The organism is Planctomycetia bacterium (genome assembly GCA_034440135.1).
Lineage (GTDB): Bacteria > Planctomycetota > Planctomycetia > Pirellulales > JALHLM01 > JALHLM01.
Genome location: JAWXBP010000040.1, coordinates 1 through 20,643, shown reverse-complemented (window position 1 = coordinate 20,643; position 20,643 = coordinate 1). Strand labels below are relative to the sequence as shown.

Below are 20,643 nucleotides of genomic sequence, written 5' to 3'. Positions count from 1 at the left end.
TGCCTTCAACCACCGGGAGGCAGCATGGGAAAGCAGCAGAATAACGAAGCAGGTTCGCAACTTGCCGCCAAGCTAGACAAGGTTGCCGCCGACGTAGAGCAACTGAAGGTGGATGTTGGCTTCATCAAGGGCGGGGGCATGATCGGCGGTGGAGTCATCGGACTCCTTCTGCTTGCCGTCATTGGTGGTATCTGGTGGGCGGGCGAATCGAAGATTCGCGAAATCTCCAGGGCTGTTCTTCGGGAAGAACTACAGTACCGAAACACGATTGTTCAGCAGGGACGATTCACTGCTGACAACAAAATCTCCGATGACCCGCTGACATTCTCGTGGAAGCTACAGAAGCAGGTCGACTCGGATAAGCTAATCAGCGTCGTTGCCGAACCCCTAACAGCGGTCCCTGGCGTGGCAATCTTTGCGGACGTCGCGCCGGGCGGCGGTTCATGCCGGATGATCCTTTTGGGAGACGCGGAGACACTATCGGCACTCCAACTTCCGATCGATGCAAAAGTCACGATCACCGAGCGACAGTAGCCAGCAACACGCTGTTAGGACACTACCAGGGTCGACGGCTTACGTCGGTTTCACCGCTAGCACCGGCGATGGTTTCGGTAACGGCGGAGCCAATCAGTTCTTGTCCAAATTCCGTTTCGTTCCGGAGCCCAACACTAACGCGTTGAAGCTCATTTGCCTCGTCGAGCTCCTTTGTGGACGGCTGGTGATTCCGTATAGCGCGCGGACAGTCATTTGGCGACGTCAAGTTCCGCTACGTTGAAGCCTCCGCCGACGCTTGCCCCAATGCCGCTTTGCCCATCTCGAACACCGCTTCCGGAACGCAAATGGTTGCGATGACAGGATCGCCGATCGCCAGACGCACCACCTGGCCGCGCCGGCCGAATTGCTTCTTGACCGCTTCGACGCGCATTTCCGACCAGGGGATGTACAGCGGGGCATGCCCGGTGCTGAAGATCGGCCATAGGGCGATACGTAGACCTTCCGCATCGACGCCGTAGTTCAGGCACCCGTTGTAGTCGACCCAGCCGACTTTGATCCAAAACGCGCGAAGTTGTCGGCCATTCCAATTCGTCGGCGCCGGGTATGCGCGCGCCAGGCGCTGCCAACCGCCGGCCCAGGCCAGGAAGTTCAACGTCACCAGCCAGGTCACGCCCACGAAGAAAATGGAGCCGAGAATAGCGATAGCGGCGTGATTCATCGTCGACGACTAGTTTGACTCGCGAACAAGCGGCGCTATGCGCGATCGTATCCACGCAATCAGTTCATCCCGCTCTAATTCGCCGGCGGCCAATCGTAGCACCGTCTGTTCCGCATCATCCACGTCCGCGATAATCGTCCAATCGTTCAACAGCAGAAACAGACGCATCGCGGCATAGCTCACGCGTTTGTTGCCATCAATAAACGGATGGTTCAGCACCAGCGAAAAACAAAGCGCGGACGCCTTGGTCGCGATGTCCGGATAAAGGTCGACACCGCCAAACGTCATACGCGGTTGCGCTAACGCGGATTCTAGCCCGCTTTGATCACGGAGTCCGGCTGAGCCCCCGGATTGGACGATCAACCGGCCATGCAAATACACAACGTCGACAAGGCCTAGGTACTTCATTATGCCAACCGCCGATAAAGTTCCGCATCTTCGCGCAGAATGCGCTGAACCGATTCCTTTACCTGCTCTGACGGACCGTTCAGTACGTCGACCAGCGCGGCACGAACAAACTCGCTGGCGTCCATTCCAAGTGACGCGGCCAGTTCATTCGCCCGTTGCGTTTGTTCTTCCGTCAAATGAAGTGCAATGTCCATCTGCCACCTGCACGAAAAGTAGTCCGAACTGTCCCCCCCCTACAATTTACTCAGTACTTCCCCATCGCTCAAATCCGGCCCAGTACTACATTATTGAAGGCAGCAGAATGCCGATCTGCACGAGTACCAGGGCGAGCTCGATGACGAACAGCAGCAGATATCGGTAGTTGCCGTCCACGAAGCTCTTACAGCCCAGCCACATAGCGATGACAGTGGCCGGCAAGACCGAGAGAAAGCCTGTCGCCGCAATGTAGCTAAAACCGATTCCTGCAACGCGTTCATTCCATGATGATGAGATCGCATCCCAGACCATCGGAGATGCGGCAATGATAAGATGTGCCCAGACATACCACCGCCAAGCGGGGTGTGGCCGTTCCTGCCGAGTCGCATCTATGTAAGGCGCAGTCATCGAAGTCAGCAAATCCCGTGACGTGCGAGACTACAAATTTCCGCTATTCAGGCACCTCGTTACGCCACATTCTGCCCCTTATGCATGCAGCAGTTCTTAAACTTCTTCCCGCTGCCGCACGGGCAGGGGTCGTTGCGGCCCACGGTTTGCGCGCGGTTGCGGATCGGCTCCGACTTGGCTGGTTCGCCAGCATCGGCAGCATTGTTGCTCGAGTTGTTCTGCTGTTCTTGCTTGGCCAATTCGGTCGTCGATTGCGCCGCCTGGTGGATCGCCTTGCCGCCGGTCCAGGTGGAACTGACGAAGTTCTCGTCGAGTTGCTCCATGCGGAACACGAGGTCGGTCACGCGCGTCGCGACGCCCTTCCACATCTGCTCGAAGACCCGCATGCCTTCGCGCTTGAATTCCACTTTCGGATCGACCTGGGCGTAACCGCGCAGGCCCACGCTGGACCGTAAATGGTCCATCGACAGCAAATGTTCCTTCCAGGCCTGGTCGAGGATGCTCAGTACGAGCGCTCGTTCCATCTTCTGCATCTGCGGGCGGAAACGGTCGTCGACCGCGAGCAACAGCCGCGCTTCGAGTTCGTCGCGCGTGAGCCCGGCGATCTCTTCGCGGGATAGCTTGCACGCCAGCGACTCTTCCAGCCAATGCGTAAGCGAATCGAGCGCCCCGTTGCCGCCGCTGGCGGCCTGTGCGGTCGTGTTGCCGCTCTGGCGGCCGAACAGTCGCTCCACACGTTCCCGCACGGCGGCGATGGCCGGTTCGTAGCCGGCGATGTACTTGCGGCTCAGGTCGATCAACGCCGGCATCAATTCCTGATGTCCGTGCCCTTGCAATGTGGCGGGATCGACGTCGGCCTCGAACTGCTGCTTCGCCCAGACCACGAGTTGATCGCGATCATAGCGCTTCTGGCCTTGCGCATCGCGCTTCGTGAAGTAGTAAAGGCCGACCATCACCGGGTATTCGATTTCCCGCTCGCGATAGGCTTCCGCCGCGCGTTGACGCACCAGGGCCTCGAAACCGGCCGGCTCCAGGTCCTTGACTTCATCGAGCCCCAACGGCATGCCAAACTTGTGCTGCACCCAGCCGCAGGCCACGCGGTAGCTGAAATCCGGATCGAGGCACTTGGCGAAATCGGAAAGATCGACTTCACGAATCGCCGCCCGGGCTTTTTCCAGAATCATCTCGTCAAGTTGATCGCGCTCGATGCTTCGCAACTCGCGGTCGCGGAGATTCAGCCCCCAGCGGTTGTTGACCCATTTGGTCAGCGCTTCCCAATTCCAATCGGCCTGATCTTCTTCTTTCGGCAGGTTTTCTTCGATGGCGTCGTGCAGGTGCCCTTCGGCGCCGCGCTCGGCTTGCTCTTTGGCATACGACTCGGCCATGCCGGCGTCGAGGCCGCGGAAGTCGCGGGCTTCGAGTTCCGTCGACAGCCGTTCGCCGACCGCTTTCGCGTAGGATTCGGGGCCATAATCCTTGGAAAGCATCAGGCCCATGTGTTCGTCGATCTGCTTGTCGATCATCTCCATGATGATCTCTTTGCAGTTCGCGCCGCCGAGAATCCGCTGACGGAAGCCGTAGACGCGTTTGCGCTGCTCGTCCATCACCTCGTCGTATTCGAGGAGGTTCTTGCGGATATCGAAGTTGCGCTCCTCGACCTTTTTCTGCGCGCCCTCAATACGCCGCGTGACCAGCTTGCTGACGATCGCCTCGCCTTCCTGCATGCCGAGTCGCGTGAGCACGTTCTTCACCCACTCGCCGGCGAAGATCCGCATCAAGTCGTCTTCCAACGACAGGAAGAAGCGGCTGCTGCCGGGATCGCCTTGGCGACCGCACCGGCCGCGCAACTGCAAATCGATGCGCCGGGCTTCGTGCCGTTCGGTGCCGATGATGTGCAATCCGCCGAGCCCCTTAACGACGACGCCCTCGGGCTTCATCCCTTCGCGTTCGTCGATTTCCTTGACCAGCGCTTCCCATTCTTCTTTGGGCACTTCGAGGCGCGTCGGGTACTTATCTTGCAGCACTGCCCAGGCCATCGTGTCAGGATTGCCGCCGAGAATGATGTCGGTGCCGCGGCCGGCCATGTTGGTGGCGATGGTCACCGCGCCCTGGCGGCCGGCCTGCGCGACGATCTCGGCTTCGCGCTGGTGATGCTTGGCATTGAGCACCTCGTGCTTGACGCCGCGCCGTTCGAGCTGACTGCTGAGCCTTTCGCTTTTTTCGATCGACACGGTGCCGACCAGAATCGGCCGCCCGCGGCGTTGCGTCTCGACGATCTTCTTGCGCTCGATCGTTTGTTTCTCTTTGGAATCGTGCGGCACGATCGTCACGGCCTGGTCGTTTTCATCGACGATTTCGCCATTGATCGTTTCCTCGCTGCTCAGGATCACGCTGTCCCATTTGTGCAGCCGTTCGATCTCCTCGACGATCGCGTTGAATTTCTCGCGCTCGGTGCGATAGACCACGTCCTGATTGTTTTTCCGTTGCATCGGGCGATTGGTCGGAATCGCCACGACTTCCAATTCGTAGATCTTCCAGAACTCGGCCGCCTCGGTCATGGCGGTGCCCGTCATGCCGGAGATCTTGTTGTAGAGCTTGAAGAAGTTCTGCAACGTGATCGTGGCCAGCGTCTGGTTTTCTTCCTTGATTCGCACGCCCTCCTTGGCCTCGACCGCCTGGTGCAAACCGTCGCTCCAGTTTCGGCCAGGCATCAAGCGCCCGGTGAATTCGTCGACGATGACAATCTCTTCGCCCTGCACGACGTAGTTCACGTCGAGCTTGTACAGGTGATGCGCCTTGAGCGAGTTATCGATCAGGTGCGGCCATTCCATGTTGCCGGCGGTGTAGAAACTTTCCACGCCCGCCAGCTTCTCCGCTTCGCGCACGCCCACGTCGGTCAAGTGCGCGCTGTGTTCCTTTTCCTTGACTTCGAAATGCACGTCGCGCTTCAGTTGGCGTGCGATCTTGTCCGCTCGCGCGTAGCGCGTGACGTCGTCGTGCGCCGGGCCGGAGATAATCAGCGGCGTCCGTGCTTCGTCGATCAGAATGTTGTCGACTTCGTCGACGATCGCGTAGTTGAGCGGTCCCTGTACCTGCTGCAAGTGCTTGGGATATTTGTCGTCGCCGCGACGCGCCGGCTTCATGTTGTCGCGCAGGTAGTCGAAGCCGAATTCGTTGTTCGTGCCGTAGGTGATGTCGCAGAGGTACGCGCGCTGTTTCTCCACCGGATCCATATTGGCGTAGATCGCCCCCACGGTCAGACCGAGGCCCATGTACAACGGGCCCATCCATTCCATGTCGCGGCGCGCGAGATAATCGTTCACCGTGACAACGTGGACGCCCTTGCTTTCGAGCGCATTCAAGTACGCCGGTAGCGTGGCCACGAGCGTCTTGCCTTCGCCGGTGACCATTTCGGCGATGTTGCCGCCGTGGAGCACCATGCCGCCGAGCATCTGCGTGTCGTAATGGCGCATCCGCAAGTAGCGGCGGCCCCCTTCACGACAGACGGCGAAGGCCTCGACCAGCAAGTCATCCAGGGATTCCCCGGAGGCCAGCCGGCGACGGAAATCCACGGTTTGCCCGCGGAGCTGCTCGTCGCTCATCCCCTGGTATTTTTCCTCGAGGGCACTGATCGCCTCGACCTTGGGGTGCAACTTCCGGAGCAACCGGGCGTTGCTGGAGCCGAACAGCGATGTCACGCTCCGTTCAAACCCCCGGGCGAGACCGCCCAGCGAGTAGGTGACGGTGTCCCAAATTTTTTCGATCGTTTCCATATCACACCAGCCCCTAGAATGCCGGGCTGTCACAACGACTCAGGAATGGCGCGCGAACGCGCCAGGAAAACCGGAAAACACCGCTGGCGCAAGCTGTTCCGGTCCCGTAGTTTATGGCGAAGTCCCTTGTGGGTCAATAACTTACGCCATGCCGGGCCGGTCGCGACCAACCGCCATTGGATCGCCCAATTTGGCAGCCACAGGGCCTGCCCGAAGGATTCTCATGCAATTGCGATACCAGGAAAAAGCCGGTTGCCGGCGTAACCTGTGGGAGGCGTCTCCGACGCCGATGGGGACGCCGCTGATTACCGGCCGACTTTGGTCAGCTGCGCCCACTCCATCGGCGTCGGAGACGCCTCCCACAGGGTCATCACGCACGATCAGTTGCGGGATTCCCGGAGGTCGGGCAAGATAGGGGCCGGAACGGTGATTTGAGGCTGAAACTGTTTGGTGGAAAGTGGTTAGAACTCCCTTCAGCGTCGATGTTCGCGGGGAACTGGTGTTCCTGGGCACTGGGACGTCCCTGGGCGTGCCGGTCATTGGTTGCGACTGCGAGACGTGCGTCAGCACGGATCCGCGCAATTTCCGTACTCGTTGCGGGCTGGTTCTAGGACTGCCGGAGGGAAATCTGCTCGTCGATACACCGCCCGACCTCTGGCGGCAGTTGGTTCGGGAACGGATTGGGCTGATTCATGCGACGCTGTTTACGCATGAACATGCGGATCACCTATTTGGTCTGGACGATTTGCGGCTGTTTGCCCATTATCTGGGCCGCCCGGTGCCGATTTACTGCGAGGCGGCGGTCGAAGCGCGGATTCGGAAGTCGTTCGATTACGCCTTCGCACCCGAGGCGGCGACCTACCACGCCGGGGGTGTGCCGCAGTTGGAGTTTCGACGGATCGGACTCGAGCCGTTCGAGTTGCTGGGCGTTAAGGTGACGCCGTTGCGACTGCGGCACGGACGATTCAACGTGCTTGGCTTTCGGTTCGGCAACGTAGCGTATTGCACAGACACGAACGGCATTCCGGATGAAAGTTGGCCGGTGTTGAAGGACTTGGACGTGCTAATTCTCGATGCCCTGCGACACAAACCGCACCCCACGCATTTCAGCTTGGACGAAGCTATCGCGGTCGCACGCCGCGCAGGCGCGAAGCGGACATTGTTCACACACTTATCGCACGATCTGGAACACGCGGCGACGAACGCCGCGCTGCCGGACGGAATGGAAGTTGCCTACGACGGGATGAGGATTCCACTGACCTAGTTTGATGTCTAAATGGCTGACATAGTTTGATGCTGGAATGAATGAGGTCAATCGCAATCGCACATTCGCAAGTTATGCTCCGACCAGCCCCGCAAGGGGCGACAGATAATAGCCAGGGGTGGCAACCCCTGGAACAAAGAGAAAACAATGAATTTGGAGCCCTGAAAGGGCGTCACTCGTATTGGAGTTGCTAGCCAGTGCCGCCCCGTTGGGGCTTAAATCAATTCGTTGTCAGATTTCCAGGGGTTCGCACCCCTGGCTATTATCGTTCGCCCCTTTGGGGCTGGCAGCTTCCTAGTTCGATATTGCGATGGGGACATACGAGGTAAATAGGTCCACGCTTGAGTGAATGTGTTGTCGCCGACAAGGATGTCGACGACATGGAGCGTGTTGCTCCCGGAAGTGGCGCAAGGATGCGCGGATGCCTGATTCGACTGTCACGTCATTCACTTCGTCGGATTGGGCCGCGCCGGTCAGCGTCTGGCCGTTGCGCGACGTGCTGGCGCGACAACTTCGCCCGTACGGACAAGATCATCTGTTGGCGTTCTGGGATGAGCTGGCGCCGACGGAACAGCACCAGCTGGCGGCCGAAATCGCCACGATTGATTTCTCGGAACTGGCGCGCATTCTGCGTTCGGAACCGCTGGCCGAAAACTGGGCGCTCGCTGCGGAACGCGCGGTTCCGCCGGCGGCAATTCGCTTGAACGAATCGAGCGACCCCACGCGACGTGATACAGCACGGCAACGCGGCGCCGCGGCGCTACGCGAGGGACGCGTCGCCGCGGTGTTAGTCGCCGGTGGGCAAGGTACGCGGTTGGGCTTTCCGCACCCCAAGGGGATGTTCCCAATCGGTCCGGTGGCGAACACGCCGCTGTTTCAGATTCTGCTGGAACAGGTGTTGGCGGTCTCACGGCGTTACGGAGCGCCGATTCCGCTCTATCTGATGACCAGTCCGGCGACGCACGCAGAGACCGGGGCCTATCTGGAATCGCACCAGCGGTTCGGCCTAGCGACGGAAGACGTGCATCTGTTCTGCCAAGGGACGATGCCGGCGGTCGACGCCTTAAGTGGTCGCGTGTTGCTGGAATCCAAAGACAGGATCGTGCTCAGTCCCGACGGTCACGGCGGCATGCTGGCCGCCCTCGCGGCCAGCGGCGGCCTGGATGACCTGGAGCGGCGCGGCATCGAGCAGGTGTTTTATTTTCAAGTCGACAATCCGCTCGTGAAGGTTTGCGATCCGGAATTCATCGGGCATCACCTCTTGGCGGAGTCCGAGGCTTCGACGCAAGTCGTGGCGAAACGTGATCCGCTGGACCGTGTCGGCAACGTCGTCTCCGTCGATGGCCACATGCGGATCATCGAGTACAGCGACCTGCCGGAGCACGTCGCGCGTCGCAGCGGCGCGGACGGCGGTCTCGACCTCTGGGCCGGAAGCATCGCCGTCCATGTCTTCGACGTGGCCTTCTTGCGACGCATGGCGGAAGCGCGCGGCGGACTGCCGTTTCACTTCGCACGTAAGGCCGTGCCGACCATCGACGCCGCCGGGCAGGCCGTGTCGCCCACGACGCCGAACGCCATCAAGCTGGAACGTTTCATCTTCGACCTGTTGCCGGAAGCGCGGCGCACCCTGGCCGTCGAGGTCGACGCGCCCCGCCGTTTCGCCCCGGTGAAGAACGCCTCGGGCGCCGCGAGCGATACGCCGGAACATTCGCAGCACGCGATGGCCCTGGAGTCGCGCCGCTGGCTGAAGGAAGCCGGGGCCGTAGTCGCTCCAGGCGTCTCCGTGGAGATCAGCCCCTTGTTTGCGCTCGACGCGGAGGAATGCCGCCGCAAGGTGCGGCCTGGCACGCGCTTCGAAATCTCCGCCTATTTGCGGTAGCCGCGTTATGATGGGAGGCGGCAAATTGGGCCGCAGGCTTCCCTCATTCAACCACTCGCATGTCTTCTGATTCACGCCTCATCGTCATCACCGGCGTCAGCCGCGGCCTGGGCCGCGCCATGGCCGAAGCCTTTATGCAACTTGGGCACACCGTCGTAGGTTGTGCTCGCAACTTTGAGCAAGTCCGCGCCTTGCGTCGCGCGTGGCCCGCGCCGCACCGCGTCTTCAGCGTTGATGTTTCCAAGGACACGCAGGTCGCCGTGTGGGCCCGCGAGGTATTGACGGAAATCGGCACGCCGGATTTGCTGCTCAACAACGCCGCCGTGATCAACCGCAACGCGCCGCTCTGGAAAGTGCCGGCGGAGGAGTTCGACACGTTGATGCAAGTCAACGTGATCGGCGTGACGAACGTGCTTCGCCACTTCTTGCCGAGCATGATCGAACGCCAATCCGGCGTGATCGTCAATTTCAGCTCCGGCTGGGGACGCAGCGTCTCCGCCGACGTGGCGCCCTACTGTGCGAGCAAATGGGCGATCGAAGGTCTGACGCAGTCTCTCGCCGAAGAGTTGCCGGAAGGCATGGCCGCCGTACCGCTCAACCCCGGCATCATCAACACCGACATGCTCGCCAGTTGCTTCGGTGCCAACGCGGAGTCCTACCCGACGGCAGAACAATGGGCCGAGCGCGCCGTGCCGTTCTTACTTGCACTCAGCGCGAAAGACAACGGCCGACCGCTCTCGGTGCCGTGAACAGGAATAGGGGAATGACGAATTTCGAACTTCGTCATTCCGCACGCCGTGGTGAAGTCTCTCCGGCGGCTCAATCACGCCCAGGGCGCTTCAGATTGTGCGGCTTCACCAGTTCGCCGTACATCTCCGGGCGACGATCAGCGAGGCGATCGATTTCGTGTTTGCCGGGGACGCGGATGATGTGCTTGCGCCGCGCGCGGGCTGGGTCGATTTCCGCATAGAGAATCTCTTCGTCGGTCGTCGTGGAGACCGCCAGCGTTTCGCCGTTCGTGTCGCAGATGCTGCTGCGGCCGATGAAGCGGAAGCCACGTTCCTCGCCGACGCGATTCACCGCGATGTAGTAGACCCCGTTTTCCAACGCCCGGGCGCTGATCACGCTGCAGGCGGTGCATTCCGCGCCGGGCGGCCAATTCGTGGGGAGCACGATCAAATCGGCGCCGAGAATCGCCAAGGTCCGCGCCGCCTCCGGAAAGGCGGCGTCATAGCAGATATTCATCCCGATCCGCACATCCCCGGCCTCATGCACCGCGAAGGGACGATCGCCCGGCGTGGTGTACATGTCGACGCCCAGGTATGGGAGATGCACCTTGCGATACGCGCCGATCATCCCCTGCGGCCCGACCAGCACGGCCGCGTTGAAGACGCGCGGGCCGTCGGCTTCCAACATCCCGAAGACGCAATAGCCGCCGGTCTCCTTGCAGGCCTGCACCATGCGTTCGGTGGTCTCGCCCAGGATCGGTTCGGCGAAATCGCGCGCTTCCTCCAAGCTGCCGAAGCAGTAGCCCGGCACGGCGCACTCGGGAAACACGGTCAACTTCGCCCCGGCGATCGCGGTTTCGCGAAGTTTTTCAATCATCCGATCGACATTTCGCCGCGGCTGACCAATGGCGATATCGAGCTGAACTCCGGCGATTTTCATGGGAACGATGGGCAAAGAGGAAGAGAAGCCTGAATCGGACGCACGCAGGAATTGTCGCCCAAGGCACGTAATCCGGCAATCGGGAGCACCCGCACTAACCCGAAGCGCACGAGTTGTGGCACGGTCTCCCGACCGTGTCACTGGGCCGACCGAAGGTCTCCACTTCGGGCAAGCCGGAGCGCGGCACGGTCGGGAGACCGTACCACAATCTGGCGACGCTGAACTCAGCGCGAAGTTATGCGCCGATGGATCGCCTTCTCCCCCTCGCTGGCGCGTCGGGCTAGTGTAGACGGTGTGTGCCCAAGCCCGTGCCAAGTGCCGTTCTCGCCCCTACAATGAAGGGCTTACTTCGGCTCAGGAGATTGCCGCTTGGAATTCCAACTCGAAAGCCCGTTTCCGCCGGCGGGAGATCAGCCGCAGGCGATCGAAAAGCTCACCGCCGCGCTGCGCGCGGGGCAGAGGCAACAGGTGTTGATGGGCGTGACCGGTTCCGGGAAGACGTTCACGATGGCGAACGTCATCCAGAACCTCGGGCGACCGGCCCTCGTCTTGTCGCACAATAAGACGCTCGCCGCGCAGCTTTACAGCGAATTCAAGGAGTTCTTCCCGCACAACGCCGTGCATTATTTCGTCAGCTACTACGATTACTACCAGCCGGAAGCCTACATCCCGCAGCGAGATATCTACATCGAAAAAGACGCCTCGGTGAATACCGAGATCGATCGACTGCGACTGGCCGCCACCAGCGCGCTGGTCAGCCGGCGCGACGTGATCGTCGTGGCCAGCGTGTCCTGCATCTACGGCTTGGGATCGCCGGAAGACTACCGCGCGATGGTTGTGAGCCTGAAGCGCGGCGGCACGATCGACCGTGACCAACTGTTGCACAAACTGATCGACGTGCAATACGACCGGAACGACATCGAGTTCGCGCGCGGCAAATTCCGTGTTCGCGGCGACTGCGTCGAACTCTGGCCCGCCTACGAAGAATACGCGCTGCGGATTGAGTTCTGGGGAGACGAAATCGAACAACTGGCGATCATCAATCCCACGAGCGGCGAAGTGATCGAGCCGCAGGAAGAACTGTTCATCTACCCTGCCAAGCACTTCGTGATGCCGGAGGAACGGATCAACGGCGCGGTGCATGCCATCAAAGAAGAGTTGGAGGTACGCCTCGAACAATTGCGCAGCACCGGCAAGCTGCTCGAAGCGCAGCGGCTCAACGCCCGCACGCGGTTCGACATCGAGATGATGCAGGAAGTGGGTTATTGCCCCGGCATCGAGAACTACAGTCGCCCGTTGAGCGGCCGCCCGGCTGGTTCCAGTCCCGACACACTGTTCGACTATTTCCCCAAGGATTTCCTGCTGATCGTGGACGAATCGCACATTACGGTGCCGCAGGTGCGCGGGATGTTCGCCGGCGACCACAACCGCAAGACGACGCTTGTCGAACACGGTTTCCGCTTGCCGAGCGCGCTCGACAACCGGCCGCTCAAATTTGATGAATTCGAAGCCCGCACGCATCAGGTGACGTTTGTCTCCGCCACGCCGGGCCCGTATGAGCTGGACAAAGCCGGCGGCGAAGTCGTCGAGCAAGTCATTCGGCCGACGGGTCTGCTAGACCCCGTGATTGAAGTCCAGCCGGCGCGCGGCCAGGTGGCACATTTGCTGGAAGAGATCAAACTGCGAGCCAGCGTCAGCGAACGCGTGTTGGTGACAGCGCTCACGAAGCGCCTGGCCGAAGACCTGTCGTTCTACTTGTCCGAGCATGGCGTGCGCTGCAAATGGTTGCACAGCGAGCTGGACGCCTTCGAGCGCGTCGAGTTGCTTCGCGATCTGCGGCTGGGGCACTTCGACGCCCTGGTCGGCGTGAACCTGCTGCGCGAAGGGCTCGACCTGCCCGAGGTCTCGATGGTAGCCATTCTCGACGCCGACAAGGAAGGCTTCCTGCGCAGCGAAACGTCGTTGATCCAAACCATCGGCCGCGCCGCGCGCAATGTGAACGCCAAGGTGATTCTCTACGCCGACAAGGTCACCGAATCGATGCGCCGCGCGATTGACGAGACCGAACGCCGCCGCGCGCTGCAGGAAGCGTACAACCAGGAGCACGGCATTACGCCGGAAACGATCAAGAAGAGCGTCCGCACCGGCATCGAATCCGAAGCAGCCGCGCACGCCAAGGCCAACGCCGCCGTGGGCCGGACGAACGAAGCCGAGTATATCACCGAGGAATATATCAACGAGTTGGAAACGGAGATGCTCGCCGCGGCCGACGCGCTGGAGTTCGAGCGCGCCGCCGGCATCCGCGATCGCATCGAGACGTTGCGCGCTTCCGTCGGTAAACGGACCGACGAACTCGCGCCCAAAATCGGCAAAGGCCGCTTCGGCGGCAAAAAACGCCGCGGCCAAAACAACGGCCCGACCGGCCGAGTACCGCGGCCGAAGCGCGGGTAACTATGAATACGGAGCATTTAACCGCGAAACACGCGAAATAACGCGAAAAAAGGATGTGAAAAATGTGAACACAGCGAAGGCAACTTCTGTGGCACAACTTTTCGCGTCATTTCGCGTGTTTCGCGGTTAAATCTCCTTCGTGATTTGTCCGTCCAGAAGTCCCGCCACGTACCCCACCAGGTCTTCGCGATCGCGGCAGATCGCGGCGAGGCGTTCGTTCTGGTGCGCCAGATGCCCAAGTTCTAGCAGCGACGGGGCGAAGCCGGTCAGGCGGGCGCCGGGTGGCCAGTACTTTGCCGCCGCTTCAAGCGCTGCGTCGAAGCGTTCGAGCCGCGCCAGGAGTGCTACGTAAACCTCCGCAGCTTCGGTCCCTTCCATCGTGGGATCGGTCGAGTCCGCTTGCGCTTGGAAATACGTGAGCGCTTCGTCGACTTGCTCGCCGAGTTGGGCGCGAAAGAACAACCCGTGGCTCGGATAGACGTCCTCGAACGGCGGGTGGCCGGCGTATTTGTATTGATCGTGTAAGCGCTGGCCGTAGTCGGTGAGCTGGGCCGCGAGCCGGAGTTCCGCTGGATCGACGAGCGTGAGCGCAAACCGCACCACGGCCGCCAGGTGCGAAGCGTCGACGTGGTAGTTCATCTCGTCGAACAGCCAGGCGCGATCGCGGATCAGTGCGGCCAGTGATTCCTCCGCGGGTGTCTCGCCCTTGCGGCGCTGGATGTCTCCGCGGATGTTGCGCACCAACTCCTGGTAAAGGTGCTGCACCAACAGCCCGGCCACCGCGCGGCGATCGCGCAGCGGGCGTTGCGCCATCACGCCGTCGTACATCGTGATCGAATTGCACATGCCACGCTCGCGGAGCAGCAACTCGAACCCCCAACGCGGGGCGACGCCTTCGTGAATCGCCAGTTCCAGCAAGGCGTCTACGTTTTCCTCGTTCGGCGTCAACTGCGCGAGTTCTTTCGCGACTTCCGGGCGCTCGCCAACCGGGCGCAGGTACATCCAACCTTCCCGCACGCGCCCGGAGCGGAGCAATTGCGTGCCCACTTCACGGTAGATCTCGATGCAAGCGTTTTCCATCTGCGTGCGAACCGGGTCGCGAAGATCATCGAGCGGCTGCGTCATGATGATTGGCAGGCCGAGCTTCAGCCGGGCGCGCATTAAGAGCGCGTCACAGAGCTCGTGGTAACGCGCCGCCCCGCGCAGGTGCTCGGCGAGTTGCGTGAGCGCGGCCTCCGCTCCGTCCGCGGAAAGCACCGCGGCGACCTGGTCGTAGATTGCGTCCGGCATAAAAGGTGTCGCTTTAGCGTATAAGCCCAGGGAAGGCCATCCAGATCGAATTGTACAACAAAACCTAAGAGGGCCTTCCCTGGGCTTGGCGGCGACGACGGATAGTCGTTCGCAGACCTACGACTTGAGCGTTTCCTTCGCCACCTTGAGGACGTTGTCCACGGTGAAGCCGAAGTGCTTCGCCAGCACGCCGCCGGGGGCCGAGGCGCCGTAGCCGCTCATGCCGATGAAGCGGCCGCGCTCGCCGAGATACTTCTCCCAGCCTTGCACGATGCCCATCTCGATCGCCACGCGGGCGGTGACTTGCTTCGGCAGGACGCTCTCGCGATACGCCGCGTCTTGCAGTTCAAACAACTCGAACGACGGCAGGCTGACGACGCGGGCTTTGATCCCTTCGGCCTTGAGTTTTTCATAGGCGTCGACCGCAAGAGCTACTTCGCTACCGGTCGCCAACAGCAAAATCTCCGGCTTCCCGCCATCGGCGTCCGCGAGCACGTAACCTCCGCGCGCCACGCCAGCGGCTGGCCCGTACTTCGTGCGGTCGAATGTCGGCAGGTTCTGCCGCGTCAGCGCGAAGGCCGTCGGGCGATCCTTGAATTGCACCGCGGTGCGATACGCTTCGACCACTTCATTGGCATCGCCGGGCCGCATTGTGATCAGATGCGGAATGGCCCTCAACGCCGCCATGTGTTCGATCGGCTGATGCGTCGGGCCGTCTTCTCCGACGCCGAGCGAATCGTGCGTGAAGATGTATAGCACCGGCAACCCCATGATAGCGCTCAGCCGCACCGAGGGGCGGACGTAGTCACTGAACACAAAGAAGGTCGCGCCAAAGGGACGCAGTCCGGAGACCGCCATCCCGTTGAGTGCGGCGCCCATGCCGTGTTCGCGGATGCCGAAGTGCATGTTGCGCCCGCCCGGCGTTTCGGCCGACAACGATTCCTGACCATCCAGCAGTGTCATCGTCGACGGCGCCAGATCCGCCGAACCGCCGACCATCCAGGGAACATTCTTGGCCAAGGCGTTCAACACCTTGCCGCCGGAAACGCGCGTGGCGAGTCCCTTAGCGTCGGCCGGGAAAGGTTTCAGGTCTTTGTCCCAGCCCGCCGGCAGTTCCCGCTTTTGCATCGCGTCGATTTCGGCGGCGAGCTCGGCGTGCTCCGCGCGATACTTCTTGAACGTGGCTTGCCAATCCGCCTGCGCGGCGCGGCCGCGATCGCCAACCTGCGAACGGAAATAGCTCGTCGCCTCTTCGGGCACCAGGAACTTCTCGTCAGCGGGCCAGCCGTAGGCCTGCTTTGTGAGCTTGATCTCTTCATCGCCGAGCGGGGCGCCGTGTGCGCCGTGCGTGTCTTGCTTGTTCGGCGCGCCGTAGCCGATGTGGCTGCGGACAATAATCAACATCGGGCGATCGCTCTCGCGGAACGCGTCCAGCCCCGCGGCGAGCGTTTCCAAGTCATTCGCGTCGCTCACACGGCGAACTTCCCAACCGTAACCCTCGAAGCGCTTGCCCACATCCTCGCTGAACGCCAGGTGAGTTTCGCCTTCGATCGTGATCTTGTTGTCGTCGTAGATCCAGCACAGATTGCTGAGCTGCAAGTGTCCGGCAAGTGAAGCCGCTTCGCTGGCGACTCCTTCCATCAAATCGCCGTCGCTGCAAAGGACATAGACGTTGTAGTCGAACAGCTTGAAGCCCGGCTTGTTGTACCGCGCGGCCAGCCAGCGACTCGCGAGCGCCATGCCAACGCTGTTTCCGCAACCTTGGCCGAGCGGCCCAGTCGTGGTTTCGACGCCGCTCGTTTCGTACGACTCCGGATGTCCCGGGCAACGGCTGTGCAATTGCCGGAACTGCTTGATGTGCTCCAGCGGCACAGCCAACTCGCCCGTAGCGCGCCCATCCGGCCCCAACTGCTTGACGCCGGCCAGGTGCAGCACGGAATAAAGCAACATCGATGCATGGCCGCAGGACAGCACAAAGCGATCGCGGTTGGGCCAAGTGGGATCGTCCGGATTGTAGCGCAACGCCTCGGTCCAAACCGCGAAGGCCACCGGCGCAAGGGCCATCGGCGTGCCCGGGTGGCCGCTATTGGCGGCCTGGACGGCGTCCATCGAGAGGGTGCGAATGGTGTTGATTACCAGGGTCTCGACGTCCGCGGTCGTGGCCATGCGTGCTACCGTGTGTGGCTTTCAATGTGGAATTCGTGAGCAGCCAGAGGGGCGGCTCCATGTTCAAAAGACGCTATGGGTAACAAGTTTAGGGGGGCTGAATGGGGGCGTCAACGACCCTGTCGGCATGGCGGTTGCAGTTGGCCCTGCCCTCCCTGGCGTCGCCTCGCGCCGTGGCCGGAGGATTGTACAATTGTGTCGCCACCGCACTTACCTTTCGAGAACGCGAAGCTTCCATGTCCCTCGACCTCACTCCCTACGGCATTTACGTCACCCAGGTCCTCCGCAACGCCTCGCCGGCGGCCCTCTACGAGGAAGGCGTGCGCCACGACGACGATCAGATGACGGCGCTCGGCGCCTTGGCGACGCACTCCGGCAGCAAGACCGGCCGAAGTCCGAAGGACAAGCGGATCGTCGAGGAAGAGGCCAGCGTGCAGGACATCTGGTGGGGGGACGTGAACATCAAGCTCAACGAGCACTCGTTCCTCACCAATCGCCAACGGGCCATCGACTACATGAACACCCGGCAACGGCTGTACGTGGTCGATGGTTACGCCGGCTGGGATCCGAAATACCGGCTGAAAATTCGCGTGATCTGCGCGCGGCCGTATCACGCGCTGTTCATGCACAACATGCTGATCCGGCCGAAGCGCAAGGAGCTCGCCGAGTTCAATGAGCCGGATTACGTGATCTACAACGCCGGCGAGTTCCCGGCGAACGTGTTCACCAAGGACATGACCTCGAAGACCAGCGTGGAACTGAGCTTCGAGCTGCGCGAGATCGTGATCCTTGGCACCGAATACGCCGGCGAAATGAAGAAGGGCGTGTTCACGGTGATGAACTACCTGATGCCCAAGCGCGGCGTGCTCTCGATGCATTGCTCCGCCAACGAAGGCCCGGACGGCGACGTCTCGCTCTTCTTCGGCCTCTCCGGCACGGGTAAGACGACGCTCTCGGCCGACACGCGCCGCCGGCTGATCGGCGACGACGAACATTGCTGGACCGACGAAGGCGTGTTCAACATCGAAGGGGGTTGCTATGCCAAATGCATTCACCTCTCGTCCGATAAGGAACCGCAGATCTTCCAGGCAATCCGTTTCGGCACGGTGCTGGAAAACACGGTCGTCGATCCCAACACGCGCGAAGTTGATTTCTCCAGCGCCTCGATCACCGAGAACACCCGCGCGTCGTATCCGATCGAGTACATCAGCAACGCCAAGATTCCCTGCGTCGGCGGGCATCCCAAGAACATCATCCTGCTCACCTGCGACGCCTTCGGCGTGCTGCCGCCGGTGAGTAAGCTCACGCCCGAGCAGGCGATGTACCACTACCTAAGCGGGTACACAGCGAAGGTCGCCGGCACCGAGGTCGGCGTGAAGGAACCCGAAGCGACGTTCTCCGCTTGCTTTGGCGCGGCCTTTCTGGTTTGGCATCCGACAAAGTACGCCGAGTTGCTGGCCGAGCAGATGCGTAAAAACGACACCCACGCCTGGCTCGTCAACACCGGCTGGAGCGGCGGCGCCTATGGCGTCGGCTCGCGCATCAAACTGGCGTACACGCGGGCTATCATCGACGCGATCCATTCCGGCGAGTTGGCCCAGTCGCCAACGGTCGAAGACCCCTATTTCGGACTTTCAGTCCCGCTTTCCTGTCCCGGCGTGCCGGCCTCGGTACTGCAACCGGCGAGCGTTTGGAGCGACCGCGACGGCTACGACGCCACGGGCCGCAAGCTGGCCCGGCTGTTCGTCGAGAATTTTTCCAAGTACGCTGGACAGACAGCCGTTGGAATTCAAACCGGCGGCCCAAGAGTCGAAACAGTGACCGCGTAGCCGGTCGCTCATCGTCGCCTTTCGCTCCGCGAACGTGCGCCCTTTCGCGGAGCGAAAGGCGACAATCACCCACAAATATGTTTCATCGGAGCCCACCGTCATGGCCAAAGCCGCCGCCCGCCACATCCTGGTCGACAACGAAGCCCTCTGCAGCGACCTGAAAACACAGATCGAAGCCGGCACCGATTTCGCCGACCTGGCGAAGAAGCACTCTAAGTGCCCGTCGGGCAAGGAAGGTGGTTCGCTCGGCGAATTCCGCCCCGGCCAAATGGTCCGCGAATTCGACGAAGTCTGCTTCAAAAAAGAAGTCGGCGTCGTCCACGGCCCGGTGAAGACGCAATTCGGCTACCACCTGGTGGAAGTAACCAGCCGAACGGACTGATCTTCGTCGCTGGTTCGACGTTGTCTACCGCTAAGCCCAGGGAAGGCCCCCGGAGTCTTTTCCATTGGTGAAGACTTCGAAGGCCTTCCCTGGGCTTTATTGCGCGCCGAGAGTGACATCCGCCCGTTTTGCTTGACACGCCCCGGAAGCAGGCCGATAGTGAAGCGGTGAATCGCTTTTTTACTTTGGAATTCGTGCCATGCGCCGCTTGCTCCCCCTTATTTCGTTGGCGATAGCGCTGACGATCTCCACGGAATCCCGTGCCGACTCCAAATCCGCCGAAGCCGCGCTCAAGGAACAGGGATTGAAGCGTAATGGCGTGAACTTCTGCGTCCCTGAAGAGCAGCAACTCGCCAAAATCCTCAAAGACGCCCGGGCGATGCAGAAAGACTTGCTCGTCGTCGAGCGCGAACTGTTGCAAGTCGAAGAACACGCGGCCAACGCCAAGCAGTACGTGCAAGAGTGCTTTCAACGCCGCGCCGCGCTGACGCGGCAGTTAACGAATGCTCGGAACGTGAAAGAGCACAATCAGATGGTCGCGGCCATCAACGAGTTGGAAGCCGAGATTGTGCGGCTCGAAAATGGCGAGGAGATGAAAAAGGCCGTCGATAGCGCCCGCGCCGCCGCGGCGGGAGGGCGCGAAAAGTACGTGCAGGCCTTGCTCGACGCCCGGTCGCTCGTCGGCAAGACGGAAGCGCAGTACAAATTGCTCGCCGACGACAGCGACGTCACGGCGCTGATCGCGGAATTCAACGAAGGCCAGCCCAAGGAATACGGGCTCGGCCCCTCGCGGGGATTCGCGGCCAGTGTCAAAGCGCTGGCGAAGCTGGAAGAGAAAGTCCTCAGCGAGGAAATCCCGCTGCGTCGCGAAGGTGGGCTGTTCTTCGTAGCCGTGGTCTTCAACGGCGAAGCCAGCAACACGCACGAGATGGCCATCGACACCGGCGCGAGCATCGTCTCGTTGCCTTACGCGTTAGCCAAGGCGGTCGGCCTGGAACCGGACGAGAATAGCGAACTAATGCAAATGTCAATGGCCGACGGCAGCATCGTGCCGGGCCGCAAAGTCTTCGCCAAGGAAATCCGCGTCGGGAAATTCAAAGTCGAAAACGTCGAATGCGTCGTCATGCCGGCGGAACTTCCGAACGCCGCGCCGCTACTAGGCCAGACGTTCCTCGACAAATTCGGCTACAAGATCGACTCCGACCAGCAGAAGCTGGTCATGAGCAAAGTGGAAGCGGAGAAGGCGGCGCCAAAACGCGGTGCACGCAAGGAGCGCGCGACCAAGTCGACTAATTGATAGGCCGGTCGAATCGGTCGAGAGAAGTTCAGTACTCTACAAGGCACGTTCGACGATTACAGACTCGGAAAGTGAAGAGCCAAGTTTGGCCAGACGGGAACGAACCTCCTCCACCGAAATCGTGGCATCCCCTTCTTTCGAGGCCCAGTCGATTGCCTCGACGTCGAGCCATTGACCCTCGCCACTACTTTCGACAGTGACGCTCACCCGCTCATGGTCGGTGAGATTCAGTGGCTCCAGCGGCCTCAAGAGCCCGTTTTCGTAGATGGCGTCGAACGTCTGTTTCATGGGCTTATTAAATGCGTCAAAGCGCTTCCACAGCTAGAGCGCATCAAGGCTAAGTATAGCGATATCCGCAGTGGCGGAGGTAGTTACGGCATTCGGTGGCGGTGAATTGATGGAGGAGTTCGCCGCAGGCTT

Annotated in this window: 17 protein-coding genes; 8 read left to right on the top strand and 9 right to left on the bottom strand. The window is 61.1% G+C overall.

Annotated features, from left to right (window positions below):
- Nucleotides 1-24: 24 nt before the first annotated feature.
- On the top strand, nt 25-534 hold the full coding sequence (locus SGJ19_02090) for a hypothetical protein (protein ID MDZ4779028.1): 510 nt from the start codon (nt 25-27) through the stop codon (nt 532-534).
- Between the two features lie 232 nt (nt 535-766).
- Here the strand turns inward: SGJ19_02090 and SGJ19_02085 are convergent, their stop codons facing one another.
- From SGJ19_02085 to SGJ19_02065, 5 genes are all read right to left on the bottom strand, one after another.
- Nucleotides 767-1,213 (bottom strand): hypothetical protein, encoded by a 447-nt coding sequence (locus tag SGJ19_02085; protein ID MDZ4779027.1) that lies wholly within the window; start codon nt 1,211-1,213, stop codon nt 767-769.
- A gap of 9 nt (nt 1,214-1,222) precedes the next feature.
- Complete coding sequence (locus SGJ19_02080) at nt 1,223-1,624, bottom strand: type II toxin-antitoxin system death-on-curing family toxin (protein MDZ4779026.1); 402 nt, start codon at nt 1,622-1,624, stop codon at nt 1,223-1,225.
- A complete protein-coding gene (locus tag SGJ19_02075) occupies nt 1,621-1,815 on the bottom strand; it encodes a DNA-binding protein (protein ID MDZ4779025.1) in 195 nt (64 codons plus the stop codon). The genes SGJ19_02080 and SGJ19_02075 overlap by 4 nt, the downstream gene beginning before the upstream one ends.
- An 85-nt stretch (nt 1,816-1,900) precedes the next feature.
- Nucleotides 1,901-2,128, bottom strand: coding sequence for a hypothetical protein (locus SGJ19_02070; GenBank protein MDZ4779024.1), 228 nt, complete (start codon nt 2,126-2,128; stop codon nt 1,901-1,903).
- A 155-nt stretch (nt 2,129-2,283) separates the two neighbouring features.
- Nucleotides 2,284-5,997, bottom strand: a complete 3,714-nt coding sequence (locus tag SGJ19_02065; GenBank protein MDZ4779023.1) for an SEC-C metal-binding domain-containing protein — start codon at nt 5,995-5,997, stop codon at nt 2,284-2,286.
- A 457-nt stretch (nt 5,998-6,454) separates the two neighbouring features.
- Here SGJ19_02065 and SGJ19_02060 point away from each other — a divergent pair, with 457 nt between their 5' ends.
- The 3 genes from SGJ19_02060 (at nt 6,455) to SGJ19_02050 (ending at nt 9,889) form a co-directional block, all read left to right on the top strand.
- Complete coding sequence (locus tag SGJ19_02060) at nt 6,455-7,261, top strand: MBL fold metallo-hydrolase (GenBank protein MDZ4779022.1); 807 nt, start codon at nt 6,455-6,457, stop codon at nt 7,259-7,261.
- Between the two features lie 421 nt (nt 7,262-7,682).
- Nucleotides 7,683-9,140 (top strand): UDPGP type 1 family protein, encoded by a 1,458-nt coding sequence (locus tag SGJ19_02055; protein MDZ4779021.1) that lies wholly within the window; start codon nt 7,683-7,685, stop codon nt 9,138-9,140.
- A gap of 59 nt (nt 9,141-9,199) precedes the next feature.
- A complete protein-coding gene (locus SGJ19_02050) occupies nt 9,200-9,889 on the top strand; it encodes an SDR family NAD(P)-dependent oxidoreductase (protein MDZ4779020.1) in 690 nt (229 codons plus the stop codon).
- A gap of 70 nt (nt 9,890-9,959) precedes the next feature.
- Here SGJ19_02050 and SGJ19_02045 read toward each other — a convergent pair whose 3' ends face one another.
- Nucleotides 9,960-10,808, bottom strand: coding sequence for a carbon-nitrogen hydrolase family protein (locus tag SGJ19_02045; GenBank protein ID MDZ4779019.1), 849 nt, complete (start codon nt 10,806-10,808; stop codon nt 9,960-9,962).
- Nucleotides 10,809-11,177: 369 nt separating this feature from the next.
- Here SGJ19_02045 and uvrB point away from each other — a divergent pair, with 369 nt between their 5' ends.
- Nucleotides 11,178-13,259 (top strand): excinuclease ABC subunit UvrB, encoded by a 2,082-nt coding sequence (uvrB, locus tag SGJ19_02040; protein MDZ4779018.1) that lies wholly within the window; start codon nt 11,178-11,180, stop codon nt 13,257-13,259.
- A 126-nt stretch (nt 13,260-13,385) separates the two neighbouring features.
- On the opposite strand, the gene SGJ19_02035 is transcribed toward uvrB, so the two are convergent.
- Together SGJ19_02035 and tkt are read right to left on the bottom strand one after the other, a co-directional pair.
- Nucleotides 13,386-14,549 carry a hypothetical protein gene (locus SGJ19_02035; GenBank protein ID MDZ4779017.1) on the bottom strand — a complete coding sequence of 388 codons (1,164 nt, stop codon included), beginning with the start codon at nt 14,547-14,549 and terminating at the stop codon, nt 13,386-13,388.
- Between the two features lie 117 nt (nt 14,550-14,666).
- A complete protein-coding gene (gene tkt, locus SGJ19_02030; protein ID MDZ4779016.1) occupies nt 14,667-16,715 on the bottom strand; it encodes a transketolase in 2,049 nt (682 codons plus the stop codon).
- A 236-nt stretch (nt 16,716-16,951) separates the two neighbouring features.
- On the opposite strand from tkt, the gene pckA reads away from it, so the two are divergent.
- From pckA to SGJ19_02015, 3 genes are all read left to right on the top strand, one after another.
- The gene (gene pckA, locus SGJ19_02025) at nt 16,952-18,544 is read left to right on the top strand and encodes a phosphoenolpyruvate carboxykinase (ATP) (protein MDZ4779015.1); all 1,593 of its coding nucleotides are present in this window, start codon (nt 16,952-16,954) and stop codon (nt 18,542-18,544) included.
- Nucleotides 18,545-18,644: 100 nt separating this feature from the next.
- On the top strand, nt 18,645-18,926 hold the full coding sequence (locus SGJ19_02020) for a peptidylprolyl isomerase (GenBank protein ID MDZ4779014.1): 282 nt from the start codon (nt 18,645-18,647) through the stop codon (nt 18,924-18,926).
- A gap of 199 nt (nt 18,927-19,125) precedes the next feature.
- Nucleotides 19,126-20,223, top strand: a complete 1,098-nt coding sequence (locus SGJ19_02015) for a retropepsin-like aspartic protease (protein MDZ4779013.1) — start codon at nt 19,126-19,128, stop codon at nt 20,221-20,223.
- 36 nt (nt 20,224-20,259) lie between these two features.
- Here SGJ19_02015 and SGJ19_02010 read toward each other — a convergent pair whose 3' ends face one another.
- Entirely contained in the window at nt 20,260-20,511 is a 252-nt protein-coding gene (locus SGJ19_02010) for an antitoxin family protein (GenBank protein MDZ4779012.1), read from the bottom strand.
- Nucleotides 20,512-20,643: the final 132 nt, after the last annotated feature.

Excerpts from the sequence above, each read along its gene's own strand:
- SGJ19_02085 (MDZ4779027.1), bottom strand. The coding sequence starts at position 1,213 with ATGAATCACGCCGCTATCGCTATTCTCGGCTCCATTTTCTTCGTGGGC.
- SGJ19_02055 (MDZ4779021.1), top strand. The coding sequence starts at position 7,683 with ATGCCTGATTCGACTGTCACGTCATTCACTTCGTCGGATTGGGCCGCG.
- pckA (MDZ4779015.1), top strand. The coding sequence starts at position 16,952 with ATGTCCCTCGACCTCACTCCCTACGGCATTTACGTCACCCAGGTCCTC.
- SGJ19_02010 (MDZ4779012.1), bottom strand. The coding sequence starts at position 20,511 with ATGAAACAGACGTTCGACGCCATCTACGAAAACGGGCTCTTGAGGCCG.
- SGJ19_02065 (MDZ4779023.1), bottom strand. The coding sequence starts at position 5,997 with ATGGAAACGATCGAAAAAATTTGGGACACCGTCACCTACTCGCTGGGC.
- SGJ19_02045 (MDZ4779019.1), bottom strand. The coding sequence starts at position 10,808 with ATGAAAATCGCCGGAGTTCAGCTCGATATCGCCATTGGTCAGCCGCGG.
- SGJ19_02050 (MDZ4779020.1), top strand. The coding sequence starts at position 9,200 with ATGTCTTCTGATTCACGCCTCATCGTCATCACCGGCGTCAGCCGCGGC.
- SGJ19_02035 (MDZ4779017.1), bottom strand. The coding sequence starts at position 14,549 with ATGCCGGACGCAATCTACGACCAGGTCGCCGCGGTGCTTTCCGCGGAC.
- SGJ19_02020 (MDZ4779014.1), top strand. The coding sequence starts at position 18,645 with ATGGCCAAAGCCGCCGCCCGCCACATCCTGGTCGACAACGAAGCCCTC.
- SGJ19_02070 (MDZ4779024.1), bottom strand. The coding sequence starts at position 2,128 with ATGGTCTGGGATGCGATCTCATCATCATGGAATGAACGCGTTGCAGGA.
- SGJ19_02075 (MDZ4779025.1), bottom strand. The coding sequence starts at position 1,815 with ATGGACATTGCACTTCATTTGACGGAAGAACAAACGCAACGGGCGAAT.
- SGJ19_02015 (MDZ4779013.1), top strand. The coding sequence starts at position 19,126 with ATGCGCCGCTTGCTCCCCCTTATTTCGTTGGCGATAGCGCTGACGATC.
- tkt (MDZ4779016.1), bottom strand. The coding sequence starts at position 16,715 with ATGGCCACGACCGCGGACGTCGAGACCCTGGTAATCAACACCATTCGC.
- SGJ19_02090 (MDZ4779028.1), top strand. The coding sequence starts at position 25 with ATGGGAAAGCAGCAGAATAACGAAGCAGGTTCGCAACTTGCCGCCAAG.